This is a genomic window from Moritella sp. Urea-trap-13 (genome assembly GCF_002836355.1).
GTDB lineage: Bacteria > Pseudomonadota > Gammaproteobacteria > Enterobacterales > Moritellaceae > Moritella.
This window is the reverse complement of the sequence record NZ_PJCA01000040.1, coordinates 166,273-179,399: the sequence shown is the minus strand read 5'-3', so window position 1 is coordinate 179,399 and position 13,127 is coordinate 166,273. Positions and strand designations below refer to the sequence as shown.

The 13,127-nt window shown below is 42.5% G+C and carries 12 protein-coding genes and 1 other RNA gene; 7 read left to right on the top strand and 6 right to left on the bottom strand.

Going from position 1 to position 13,127, the window contains the following annotated elements:
• Nucleotides 1-70: 70 nt before the first annotated feature.
• A complete protein-coding gene (locus CXF93_RS21275) occupies nt 71-1,039 on the bottom strand; it encodes a LysR family transcriptional regulator (protein ID WP_101064505.1) in 969 nt (322 codons plus the stop codon).
• 179 nt (nt 1,040-1,218) lie between these two features.
• Here CXF93_RS21275 and CXF93_RS21270 point away from each other — a divergent pair, with 179 nt between their 5' ends.
• From CXF93_RS21270 to serA, 6 genes are all read left to right on the top strand, one after another.
• Nucleotides 1,219-2,166 carry a DMT family transporter gene (locus tag CXF93_RS21270; RefSeq protein ID WP_101064504.1) on the top strand — a complete coding sequence of 316 codons (948 nt, stop codon included), beginning with the start codon at nt 1,219-1,221 and terminating at the stop codon, nt 2,164-2,166.
• Between the two features lie 352 nt (nt 2,167-2,518).
• Nucleotides 2,519-2,839: a cell division protein ZapA gene (gene zapA / locus CXF93_RS21265; RefSeq protein ID WP_101064503.1), complete on the top strand. Its 321-nt coding sequence runs from the start codon at nt 2,519-2,521 to the stop codon at nt 2,837-2,839.
• 4 nt (nt 2,840-2,843) lie between these two features.
• A non-coding RNA gene (gene ssrS / locus CXF93_RS21260) (6S RNA) lies at nt 2,844-3,028 on the top strand.
• A gap of 54 nt (nt 3,029-3,082) precedes the next feature.
• Nucleotides 3,083-3,700, top strand: coding sequence for a 5-formyltetrahydrofolate cyclo-ligase (locus tag CXF93_RS21255; protein ID WP_101064502.1), 618 nt, complete (start codon nt 3,083-3,085; stop codon nt 3,698-3,700).
• A 71-nt stretch (nt 3,701-3,771) separates the two neighbouring features.
• Nucleotides 3,772-4,428: a ribose-5-phosphate isomerase RpiA gene (rpiA, locus tag CXF93_RS21250; RefSeq protein WP_101064501.1), complete on the top strand. Its 657-nt coding sequence runs from the start codon at nt 3,772-3,774 to the stop codon at nt 4,426-4,428.
• Between the two features lie 329 nt (nt 4,429-4,757).
• Complete coding sequence (serA, locus tag CXF93_RS21245) at nt 4,758-5,987, top strand: phosphoglycerate dehydrogenase (protein ID WP_101064500.1); 1,230 nt, start codon at nt 4,758-4,760, stop codon at nt 5,985-5,987.
• A gap of 75 nt (nt 5,988-6,062) precedes the next feature.
• Here serA and CXF93_RS21240 read toward each other — a convergent pair whose 3' ends face one another.
• Nucleotides 6,063-6,959 (bottom strand): LysR family transcriptional regulator, encoded by an 897-nt coding sequence (locus tag CXF93_RS21240; protein WP_101064499.1) that lies wholly within the window; start codon nt 6,957-6,959, stop codon nt 6,063-6,065.
• Between the two features lie 90 nt (nt 6,960-7,049).
• On the opposite strand from CXF93_RS21240, the gene CXF93_RS21235 reads away from it, so the two are divergent.
• Nucleotides 7,050-8,177, top strand: a complete 1,128-nt coding sequence (locus tag CXF93_RS21235; protein WP_101064498.1) for an alkene reductase — start codon at nt 7,050-7,052, stop codon at nt 8,175-8,177.
• Nucleotides 8,178-8,294: 117 nt separating this feature from the next.
• On the opposite strand, the gene CXF93_RS21230 is transcribed toward CXF93_RS21235, so the two are convergent.
• The 4 genes from CXF93_RS21230 to fbaA form a co-directional block, all read right to left on the bottom strand.
• Entirely contained in the window at nt 8,295-9,815 is a 1,521-nt protein-coding gene (locus CXF93_RS21230) for a Na+/H+ antiporter NhaC family protein (RefSeq protein ID WP_101064497.1), read from the bottom strand.
• Nucleotides 9,816-10,038: 223 nt separating this feature from the next.
• Entirely contained in the window at nt 10,039-10,545 is a 507-nt protein-coding gene (locus tag CXF93_RS21225) for a hypothetical protein (RefSeq protein ID WP_101064496.1), read from the bottom strand.
• A 123-nt stretch (nt 10,546-10,668) separates the two neighbouring features.
• Complete coding sequence (locus CXF93_RS21220) at nt 10,669-11,814, bottom strand: cytochrome-c peroxidase (RefSeq protein WP_101064495.1); 1,146 nt, start codon at nt 11,812-11,814, stop codon at nt 10,669-10,671.
• 198 nt (nt 11,815-12,012) lie between these two features.
• Nucleotides 12,013-13,089 carry a class II fructose-bisphosphate aldolase gene (gene fbaA, locus CXF93_RS21215; RefSeq protein ID WP_101064494.1) on the bottom strand — a complete coding sequence of 359 codons (1,077 nt, stop codon included), beginning with the start codon at nt 13,087-13,089 and terminating at the stop codon, nt 12,013-12,015.
• Between the last annotated feature and the right edge of the window lie 38 nt (nt 13,090-13,127).

The following is a 13,127-nucleotide window of genomic DNA, read 5'->3' as shown; positions in this document are numbered from 1 at the left end:
TTTAGAATAATGGCGACTATATTAGCATTTAGCCCAGATCAAGACCATAGCCACATATTTTGCACAGACCTTAATCGCTGGCTAATGCCGCCTTGCCTTGTACCCTACTACCGGCTTGTGGTTCTTGCTCGTAACTGTTCTGGTCTTGGTCATAACATTGCTGCTTTAACCAGCGCCCTAGCTTGACGATATCGGTTTGCTTGGCGCGAGATTTTTTATAGACGAAATAAAAGCTATCACCGGTTAAGATCTCGTGCATCGGAATACGCACAAAGTTATGTTGGCGGTCTTGATCGTTCATTAAATAATGATTTACCAAGGTGATGCCCTGTTCATAGCGCGCCGCTTCTGCCGCCATAAGCATATGACTAAAATAGTTCATCTTCACTGTTTTCGGCAGGGTGAACCCACCTAACTCACACCAACGGATCCAATCTTCACCCAAGGCGCTGTCGGGAAACACTGACTGCACCGATAATAACGGATATTGCCACAATGCTTCAGGCAGTGGTTTATCTTGGATCTGCTGCCAGATCTTTTTGCCACACACCGGATATAAACGCTCCGCATATAACAGCTGACTGACAAAATTGCGTTTCGGCGGGTACACGGTAATAAAACAATCAGCGACTTGATCACTGCAATCAGGTTCATCGGCCACCATGTTTAATGACAGCTCAATTTCCGGATGTTGCTGACGTAAATGATCTAATCGTGGGATCAACCATTTCACCGCTAATGAGCTGTATAAGGCTAAACGGATCTTACCCGATTTACCCTCGCGGATCTGCTGGCTGGCATTAGATATATTGGCCAATGATTGGCTGACTTCTTCGTAATAGCGCTCGCCCATATCGGTAAGCGACAAGGTGCGGCCTTTACGGTTAAACATCGATTCACCCAGATACTCTTCTAACTGACGTACCTGATGACTCACTGCACTTTGGGTAATATGCAGTTGATCGGCCGCTTTGGAAAAGCTGTTAAAACGGGCAACCGCTTCAAAACATTGCAAGGCGCGTAACGGAGGCAGTTTCACTATTAGCTCAGCTCATACTAAAAATATATTTATCATTATACTTCATCATAGCTTTTCGAATATGCTACTCACATCACACTTTGCCCTTTCAACGTCCCAGCCTTGTGTTGTTACTTTTTAGGTTACTTTTACTTTTTACTTACTACTTATTGCTTTAAGTTTATGTATAGGAGCACACCATGCCAAAAATGACTGTCGGTTTAGCAATGACCTTGCTAATTATTGGTAACGTTATTGCCGTTTTTTCTGATGCCTTAATTAAGACATTATCGGAAGATGCAGCCGTTTATCAATTTGTATTTTTCCGACAGCTGACGGCGGTATTGCTGCTGCTACCATTTTGCTTGAAAAGTAGCAGAGAAAGTCTGGTTAATGGCCTTAAATGGCATGCGGTACGTGGTCACATTTGGCTACTTGGCGCGATATTCATGGTTTATTCCATCAATTCGATGCCACTGGCTACCGCGAATGCGATCTTCTATGCAGCACCCTTAATCATGTTGCCGATGGCGATGATGTGGTTCCAAGAAAAACTCACCATTCCTTCTATTACCGCTGGTGTATTAGGCTTTGTAGGGGTATTAATTGTCGTGCGTCCAACCGAGATTGATTGGGCCGCAATGGCAGCGCTAGTCGTCGCGTTTACTTTAGCCGCGAATAATTTATTGATCCGTAAACTGCCAAAGCACCAAACGGTATTTCAAACCCTATTATTAACTAATTTAGTCGGTATGCCGGCCTCATTAGGACTCACTATTTGGGAAGGTAAACCGTGGGACTTTGCCCCACTATTAACGGCTGCAGGGTCAACCTTGTTTATCCTTATCTATGCAGGTTTTTGTGTTATGGCTTATCGTTCAGGTGAAGCCAGCAAAATTGCCAGTGCCGAATACAGCGGTTTAATTGGCGCTGTGGTTGTCGGGCTTATTTGGTTTGATGAGATCCCAGATATTGGTATGGCGATTGGTACTGCCTTTATTATCATACCGTTATTATGGCTAGCAAAAGTAGAAGCGAAAACCAAGCGCTTAGCTGCGCAAGCTAACGCCCAGCAAGCCAGTACAGAACAAGACAGCAACAATGTGTTGGTTAAACCTGTGCTAGCGACAAGCACCACTGGCGCTTAAAATATTTATCGACCGCGATACATTATTTAATACCGCTATGCACTATTTATAACTATTATATAAAGGTGTGATAGCGGTCAAATTGCTTGGTAAATTAGAGTAAAATAGCTAACGGCAAGGGCTTTTTTTTCCCGTAAATCCCTGTGTTTGATACCGATTAAGCCATTCAAGCCGCTAAAATAAATACTAAGCTGTTGGATTTATGGGCAACTTGATTAATCTCGATCCGCAACTCAAAATTTCAATTAGATAACCCCTTGCAATGCTCACTATTGCGGGATATAGTCAGTTCAGACGTATCAGCCGAGGTGCTTGATATAGCCCTTGTAGCCAGATAACTTAGAGTATAGCCATGAGCACAACTGCGGTTGACATAGCAATATTGGGTCGCCACTTTAAAGTCGGTAGTCCAAGTGAAGAAGTCGATGAACTTCATCAAACAGCTGCTGTACTTAATAAAAAGTTAGAAGAGATACAAGCGAAGACCAAAATAAAAAATTTAGAGCATTTAGCTGTAATGGCGGCGTTAAATTTTTGTCATGAGCTTCGTAAAGAACGTCATAAAACAACAGAATATACAAATACCGTAGATGATCGTATTCAATTGTTACAAGAAAGCATTGAACGCGCGCTAATCAATAATAAAATTGATAAAGAGCCATCTGCAGTATAACCAAATAACCCTGGGGTGATTGGTATGCGGGTTATGTCCCTGAGCCGATAATCACACTTTATAGGCTTTCATTCCTGTTGCTATTGTGCAAGCTCAGCTCGTACTGAGAAGCCTGACGCAACAGCTTGAATAGCCAACCTGAACCTTCTGGTTCAGGACTAAACCTTGTAGCCGCACCCTGGGGCCCACTTCTTGTGTTAACATCAATCCCTTACCGAAATTAACGAGTATGGGATCTTGTTTATGTCTGACTTAATACCATCGCTAGCCACTACCCGAACTGCAATAAGACAACAAATACGCCAACGTCGCCAGCAGCTTTCAATCCAGCAGCAGCAACAAGCCGGTCTTGATCTGGTTTTACAATTCAGTCAGCACCCGCATATTCAATCCGCCCAGCATATTGCACTTTATTTACATAATGATGGCGAACTCGATACCCAAGCCGTTATCGACTGGTGTTGGCAGCAAGACAAGCAAGTCTACATTCCTATTTTACATCCGTTTAGTCACAAGCAATTGTTGTTTACCCGACTCACCGCGACGACCCCCCTAGTTAAAAATAAATACGGCATTAGTGAACCGCGACTTAATGTCACTGACGTGATCCCGTATCTGCAATTAGATTTAGTCTGCAGCCCGTTAGTGGCATTTGATTTAGCCGGTAATCGCTTGGGCATGGGCGGCGGATATTACGATCGCACTTTTTCTCAGCATCAGTTTGTACGCCGCGATCAGCAAGCCCCCTACGTACTGGGTTTAGCCCACGACTGCCAACAGCATGATAATTTACCGATTGCGCCGTGGGATATGCCGATTAAAGAAATAATCACACCATCAAGAACATTGCTGTTTGGGTAACGATTTGGGTATAATCAAACGTAATACAACACGATCACAGCATCAAGCCAATCAATAATTATGGATATAACATGACTCAAGATGAATTAAAAAAAGCAGCAGGCTGGGCAGCATTAGAATATGTTGAAAAGGATAGCATCGTTGGTGTGGGTACCGGTTCAACCGTTAATCATTTTATTGATGCACTGGGTACAATCCGTGAAGATATTCAAGGTGCAGTTTCAAGTTCAATCGCCTCAACAAAGCGTTTAGAAGCACTGGGTATTGAAGTATTTGATTTAAACAGCGTAGCGCAACTGGATATCTATGTTGATGGCGCCGATGAAATTGATGGCAACAACAACATGATTAAAGGTGGTGGCGCAGCGCTAACACGTGAAAAGATTGTATCTGCCGTTGCTAAAAAATTCGTGTGTATTATTGATGATACTAAAAATGTCGACGTATTAGGTGATTTCCCATTACCGGTTGAAGTGATCCCGATGGCACGCTCTTACGTGGCACGTGAATTACTTAAACTCGGCGGTGATCCGGTTTACCGTGAAGGTGTCGTCACTGATAACGGCAATATTATTATTGATGTTTACCACATGCAGATTAAAGATCCGAAAGCCCTAGAAATCGCTATTAACGGCTTAGTTGGCGTAGTAACAAACGGTTTATTTGCGGCTCGCGGCGCAGATGTTGTGCTAACTGGCACGCAGAATGGCGTTGTTACCACTAAATAATAACGCTGAGTTGGTGTTATCTAACAACGCCAACTCAACCCTTGTTGATACCTTACAATACTTCCCCAAATGTTCTATGGCTTTGCCAACACTTCATATTATATAAGTATAACAACTGGTTATATTAAACTTTATTTGATAGATAAACATTTTTATAGTCCGAAAAGTGTAAATATCTAAGTAAATCAAGCTGCCGTCAATCACAAATTAACTATTTTGTTTGATTTTCGTCACAAACATTCACTAATGAAAAGAAACCTGCTACTTTATCATTTAGTGCGATTTTAGCATTAAGTGCGATTTGCGAATTATGTGATAAAGGAATTTACATGACCAACTTCTCTCTGCAGAAAGATAAGATCAAGATATTACTTCTTGAAGGACTACACCAAAGTGCAGTTGATACATTTGCTGATGCCGGTTACACCAATATCGAGTCGATTAAGACCGCATTAAGTGAAGAAGAACTGTGTGAAAAAATTAAAGATGTCCATTTTGTTGGTATTCGTTCACGTACTCATTTAAATGCAAACGTCATTGCTGCAGCAGAAAAGCTGGTTGGTATTGGCTGTTTTTGTATTGGCACTAATCAGGTTGATCTGGCTGCCGCTCAGAAAGCTGCGATCCCTGTATTTAACGCCCCGTTCTCGAACACCCGTAGTGTGGCAGAATTAGTACTTGGCGAAATTTTATTATTATTACGTGGTATTCCTGAGAAAAATGCAAAAGCACACCGTGGCGAATGGCTTAAGTCAGCAACGGGTTCTTATGAAGCACGTGGTAAGCAGTTGGGTATTATTGGTTATGGCCATATCGGTATTCAATTAAGTATTCTGGCAGAAAATTTAGGTCTACGCGTTAAATATTATGACGTTGAAACTAAGCTTTCTTTGGGTAATGCTACCCAGGTCATGAGTATGCAAGACTTGTTAGCGACGTCTGATATTATCTCGCTGCACGTGCCAGAAACCCCACAAACAAAACTGATGATGGGCGAAGTTGAATTTGCACAAATGAAACAAGGTGCAATCTTCATTAATGCTTCACGCGGAACAGTTGTTGATATTGATGCACTTGCTTCAGCATTGGCAAGCAAGAAAATCTCTGGCGCAGCCATTGATGTATTCCCGGTTGAACCATCATCAAATAACGATGAATTTACTTCACCGTTACGTGAATTTGATAATGTGATCCTAACGCCGCACGTCGGTGGTAGTACCCAAGAAGCACAAGAAAACATCGGCTATGAAGTGGCTGGTAAACTAACTAAATATTCTGATAATGGTTCAACCTTGTCTGCAGTTAACTTCCCTGAAGTTTCGCTACCGACACACCAAGGTTCAAGCCGTTTAATGCATATTCACCATAACCAACCGGGTATTTTAAACCAGATCACGCAAACATTTGCTGAAGAAGGGGTAAATATTTCCGGTCAATACCTGCAAACTGCTGGTGATATTGGTTATGTGGTTATCGATGTTGAAAGTGACCATGCTGAACGTGGTTTAGCAAAATTAAGAATGATTGACGGTACTATCCGCGCGCGTCTATTACGCTAGGTTAGACCTGCCACTCTTGCAAAAGGGTGGCAACAAAAAAGCCTGCCAGTTTATGCTGACAGGCTTTTTTTTGGGTTATTTTTGTGGGTATAACTGACGTAGTAAACCGGTGATCCATTGATGCACCTGAGTTTGACTTGAACGTTGATGCCATGCCGCAATAACCTCAAAACTGGGTAATGCTTCAGGCAATGCCACTTCCACTAATTTATCATTTGGTAACATGCGAGATGGTAAGAATGCTAAGACCCCCATCGCTTCAATGCAATCAGGCGCGGCCGAAAAACTCGGTAGTGACATAATAATATTACGCTGAAAGCCCTTACCAGCGAACCATTCATCTGCCGATCCCTTTAAACTCGCGCGTGACGGGGAAATAACCAATTGTGGAGCTGCTGCAATCTGTTTTAAGCTTAATCCCTGATATTGATTCGCAATTGCTTTCGCGGCGACACAAACATGCTGTTCTTCATACAACAACATCGACGGACAGGTGAGCGGAATAAACGCCGGAAAGGTTAAGGCTAAATCAATCTCGCCGGTGGCCATTAACTGATTTAAATTATCCGATTCAAAGCGACGAATAATGATTTTTAAGTGCGGCGCATGTTGTCTAATCTGCACCAATAAAGACGGTAAAATAACCCGCATGGCATAGTCTGAGGCACTGATTTTATAGACGCCATTTAAGCGTTGTGGGTCGAATTCCGCTAATTCAGTTAATTCACCAATGGCCATTAATATTTGTTGGATCTTAGGGGCGAGTTCTTGCGCTTTGGGCGTAGGCACCACACCATGACTGCTACGAATGAATAACCGATCTTGGAATATATCGCGGAGTTTTTTCAGTTGCTCACTCACCGCTTGCTGCGTGATCCCTAACTTAACCGCTGCCTTAGTTAAGCTATGTAGTTGTAATAGTGCAGCTAACACCCTTAATTGTTTTATTTCCAGCTTACTGATATCAGCCATACTTGTTTCTCATACATACTTCACTTGATTTTCATTGTACCTAAGCAGGCATATAGTTCAACTCATTAGCCACCCACTTTGATAGAAACCATGATGAAAAATGACGCATTATTCACTTCGACTACATTAGGTGCACACGTTTTAAAAAACCGTATCGTGATGCCACCATTAACCCGTTCACGTAGTACCCAACCTCACAATATTCCGAATGAATTAATGGCTAAGTACTATACGCAACGCGCTTCTGCGGGGTTTATGGTAACCGAAGGCACTCAAATTGAACCCCGTGGTCAGGGTTATGCGTGGACGCCGGGTATTTACTCTGATGCACAAATTGAAGGTTGGAAAATAGTAACTAAATCTGTGCACGATGCCGGTGGTATTATCTTTGCTCAGCTTTGGCACGTGGGTCGTGTTTCACATACCAGTTTACAACCAGATGGCGCAGCACCAATCGCCCCCTCTGCAATAAGAGCAGATAATGTAAAGGTGTTCATTGAAACCGGTCCTGGTGAAGGCGCACTAGCAGATCCAAGTATGCCACGTGAATTATCAACCGCAGAAGTAAAAGAACTCGTCGCCCTTTATGCTCAGGCTGCTCGCAATGCCATGGCTGCCGGTTTTGATGGTGTTGAATTACACTGTGCAAACGGTTATTTAGTGAATCAATTTATTTCTGAGCACAGTAATAAACGAACTGATGAATACGGTGGCAGTTTAGAAAACCGTTTACGCTTCTTAAAAGAAATTACTCAAGCGGTAGCAGATGAAGTGGGTAAAGAACATGTCGGCGTTCGATTTGCACCATTGTTTGCCACGACTGACGATGTACGTGTTTATCTTGGTTTAGTGGAAGAAAATCCACATGAGACTTATATCGAAGCAGTTAAAACTATCGAAAGTATCGGTATTGGTTACCTGTCATTAGCAGAAGCTGATTGGGATAATGCACCTGATTTACCTGACGCTTTCTATAAAGACGTTCGTGACACTTTCTCTGGCCTCATCATGTATGCAGGCAAATACACTGTAGAAAAAGCCAAGCATATCCTTGATCTCGGTTACGGTGATATATTTGGTTTTGGTCGTCCCTTTATTGCCAATCCAGATTTACCTGCGCGCATTAAGCACGATTGGTCATTTAATGACGCGGATCCGACAACCATGTACGGTGGTACAGAAGTGGGTTACGCGGATTATGCTGAATATAGCGCTTAGTTAAAGCCAGTCATGACCCCACGTTACCTGCTATAACAGGTAAACGGTGATTAACTTGTCCCTTCCCTTTTTCAAGGGGAAGGCTAGGATGGGGTTTGGATTAGCACGGGGTTAGTTTTAAGCTTGGCTTAATTGCCCTTGTTCTTTAGCTACTTGCTTATGTTGATGCCATTGCGCTAACAAGTACACAGCGCAGACTTGCAACACTAGCGCACCAACCAACACCAATGATGTTTCGAAGATTCCCGCGACAACAAAGCTGATTAGCGCGATGCCGCCATTTAATAACGCATACGGTAATTGGGTACGGAAATGTTCATACTGGTCACAGCCTGCGCCTGTAGATGACAAGATAGTTGTTTCCGAGATAGGTGAACAATGGTCGCCAAACAAACCACCTGACAATACCGCGCCGATGCTGGCGTATAACGGCGCATCAATAGCAACTGCGGTTGGTATCACTAACGGCATCATGATCGCAAACGTGCCCCATGAAGACCCCGTCGCAAACGAAATAATCGCCGCAAGCAAGAAAGCCACCGCAGGCACTAACCAACTTGGGAAACCACCCTGCGCTTGTTCTGCAATATAGGCAGCTGTGCCTAAGTCTTTACCGATACCACTTAAGGTCCAAGCCAACACTAAGATGATCGCTACTTGCATCATATTGCCCATGCCTTTTAAGTACACTGCAATACCGTCAGTTAAGTTACGCACGCCGTAAACCGCCATCAAAATCAATAACGTCATTGCCGCAAATAAATATGAGGTTGATAATGCGGCACGGAATGCCGAACCCGAGACTTTTTCAAATGGGAAACCTAATGGACCCAACATGCTAATCAATACCACCGCCATGACGAGTAATGGCGCCCATACAAAGGATGGTTTCGCATTTTTATGCGTAAACGCGGTCAGCTGATCTTGGCTTTGACCTGTGAATATACCTTTCTGCGCTTGGGCTTCCGCTTCTGCCATCGGTCCAAAATCTAGTTTTTTAATCGCCACTAACGGCACAATGAAAATAGCCAGAAACGCATAGAACTGAAACGGGATAGCATTAATAAAGGCCTGCCAATCGGAAGTCTCTAGCGCTAGCGCAGTAAACTCTTTTTGGATAAGTCCCATGATATACACACCCCAACCAATAAACGGGATCAGGATCGCTACAGGTGATGAGGTTGAATCAATAATGAAGGCGAGTTTTTGACGTGACAGTTTTAATTTTTCAAACAGTGGGCGGAATACCGGACCAACAATTAATGGCGTGCCGAGATCTGAGAAGAAGATAAAAATACCACCAAACCAAGCGGATAACTGTGCTTTGCATTTCGTGCTGATCCAATGTGTTACTTTCTCGGCAAACGCTTGACCACCACCCGACTGCTCCATCAAAGCAACAAAACCACCAATGAACACTAATAACACCAATACCCCGGCATTATAACCATCAGTTAATTGTGGCACCAGATGATCTTTGACCATAATGCCAAACGCGTCTAATGGCTGTAATCCATTCAGCATAAACACGCCAGTTAACACGCCCGCGAATAAGCCGATCACCACATTACGCGTAGACAGCGATAATACTAAGGTGATGATGATCGGCAGTAATGAGCTAATATCTGTTTGTTCCATTTCGTTATCCATCCTTGTTCACGCACTTAACGCAACACTTTAAAATCAATTAAATATTCACTATTAATGAATATACATTCAAAAGTTCATTTTTCATAGTCATATCCCTAATTTATTAGCCAGTAATAACAAATAAGGCTAAGTAATTAGAAGATATAGCTAAAAAAATCATCATTTAAATTATCATTGATTAATTACAGCGGATAACGACGAATAATATTGATTAACCTTTGCTTACTTCTTTAACGATAGCCAATTCAACCCAGCTATTTGGCGCTGCCGTTAACGTCATGATATAGCTGCCCCATTCATGCGTATTAACATGTGTAATTTGTTTATCTTCATCTTCGCAAGCCAAATTGGCGATGTTAGCACCGGTAATATCAGCACCTTTAATGGCTATCTTCATGTTGTTACTTGAGAATAAAACCAACTTCTCATTCCATTCGGTAATAGCGAGTTGTAAATAACCCACTCCATCTTCATTCATTTTCATACGATAACCACTATCAACATTTACATTGATCTCATGCTGGGCGGCGCTCTCTGTTGTTGCAGGTAACTGTAAGTCGGATTGCAGAAATTGCGTACATGCCTTGGCATAATCTTGCTTGAAATAGGCATTACGCTGTTGATTATCAGTGTTTTTAGCTTCATCGGCAGCCGCAAAAACAGCTGTATTCACTAGCAGTAAGACTGACGTTAATACCACTTTCTTTAACTTCATCATTCCATGTTTCCTGTGTTTTTATCGTATTTGTAATAGCGTTTATCGTATTGGTAATACTGTTTATCGTAAATACTGTTTATCGTAAATGCTGTTTATCGTAAATGCTGTTAATCGTAAATAGTACTAATCGGTATTTTCACTGCCGCGATAGATAAACGGCAAAATGCAATTAGCCGCATCTACCCTGCCGGGTAATTGCACCAAGGCACAAAATGGCGAGGCATGCTGATTTAATTGTGTTGGTGCAGGGATCGCTAGCGCTTCTAAAAAACCTAATAATTGCGATCTTTCTAATTGAGTTAAACTAAAACCAGTGATTAAGGGATCCTTTTGTGGGTGCTTGTTACCATCCCCTTGATTAGGTCCTGATACCGTCAATCGTCCGCCACGAGCATAACTATCGATAACAGCACCCAATGTACTAAAGCTGCCATCATGACCCCAAGGTCCCGTGGCAGTGACATTAACTAAAGACGGGATCCTGAATTTGCCATTATCTTCAATCCGACCCGTTGTGCTCTGTAAACCTGATGCTAGGGACGGATAGATATACCGCCCTTCAGACTCAATGCCATAAAGACCGGTATTGGCAAAATTAGCCTCGCGTTCATTTGCTCGACGATTTAACAACTCTCCACCATGACAAGCAGTGCAATTCAACCTGTCACTTTGAAACAGCATCAACCCTCTCTGCTGTGCTGGCGTTAATTGGTTTATATCAGCTTGCTCAAGATAGCGATGATAAGGCGTGTCAGTAGAACGGATTGTCTTTACGTATTCAGCTAACGCCAGCAATACTTTTCCCAGGGTTACTTGTGTACTACCAAAGGCGCTCATAAATAAGGGCGCATATACCAAAGATGCACGTTGCAGACGTGATACCAACAGTTGTTCTTGCATGCCCATTTCTTCGGGGGATGTTGATAATAACGGCCGTTTAATCGTTTCTGCTAAGTCGGTTAAATCTTCATTGGCTTGCATATAGGTCGTGAAGTCTATTGCATTAAGTAAGGATGGGGTATTAAGCGCGGTGATATTGCCATGAATATCAGGCGTCTTGCTAAAGGTATTACTCCAGCCATGGAAAGGCGAATGACAGAGTGCACAGCTACGGTTGCCAAATTTAGATAATCTGACATCGTTAAAGAGATAACGTCCTAACTCAACCTTTGGTGCTGATACTGATTCTGGGACTGATGCTGCGATTGATAGTTTAGCGCCAACAATACAGCTAATGACTAGCCAGCTTATACATTTAGTTATATACATTTAGTTATATACATTCAGTTATATACATTTATTTATATGTTAATCAATAAGATGAAAACGCAGAGTTTACTTAAAATATATTATCCTTCAACTACTTCCTTTTTGTTATGAGTTATTGATGGTAAAAAAAATGCCGCAGACCTAGGGTCTGCGGCATTAACAAGTAACCGACTAAATAATCCGAATATTAACGGATAATTATAGTACGTCTACGCTGTTTAGGTCTTTGTGAGCTTGTTCTAGACGAGCTACAAGACTTGTTTGACCAGCGCGTAACCATACACGTGGGTCATAATGCTTCTTGTTTGGAGCATCAACGCCAGTCGGGTTACCGATTTGGCCTTGAAGGAATTCTTTCTTACCTTCGTAGTAGTCTTTGATACCTTCCCAAGTAGCCCACTGTGTATCAGTATCGATGTTCATTTTGATAACACCGTAACCGATTGATTCTTGGATTTCAGCTTCTGAAGAACCTGAACCACCGTGGAATACGAAGTTTAGAGAGTTAGCTGGTAGGCCAAATTTCTCTGAAACGTATGCTTGTGAATCACGTAGAATAGTTGGAGTAAGTACAACGTTACCTGGCTTGTATACACCGTGTACGTTACCGAAAGAAGCAGCGATAGTGAAACGTGGGCTGATAGCGTTCAGTTTTTCGTAAGCGTATGCAACGTCTTCTGGAGAAGTGTAAAGCTCAGATGCGTCCATGTCAGAGTTATCTACGCCATCTTCTTCACCACCAGTACAACCTAGTTCGATTTCGATAGTCATGTCCATCTTAGCCATACGCGCTAGGTATTCACCACAAGTCGCGATGTTTTCTTCTAAAGATTCTTCAGAAAGATCTAACATGTGTGAGCTGAATAGTGGCTTACCAGTTTGTGCGAAGAATTCTTCACCAGCGTCTAGTAGTCCGTCGATCCAAGGTAGTAATTTCTTAGCCGCGTGATCTGTATGGATGATAACTGGAACACCATAAGATTCAGCCATAACGTGTACGTATTTAGCACCGGCGATAGCGCCCATGATAGAACCGCCGTGACCTTCAAGACCAATACCTTTACCAGCGAAGAATGCAGCGCCGCCGTGTGAGAACTGAATGATCACTGGAGAATTAGATTTTTTAGCAGCTTCTAATGTACCGTTGATTGAATCAGTGCTTACCATGTTTACAGCAGGTAGAGCGAAGTTGTTTTCTTTAGCAATTGCAAAAACTTTTTGCACGTCATCGCCTGTTACAACACCTGGTTTTACAACATCAAAGATCTTAGACATAATATTAGCCTTATTGTTTATATATTTAAGTACTGAAT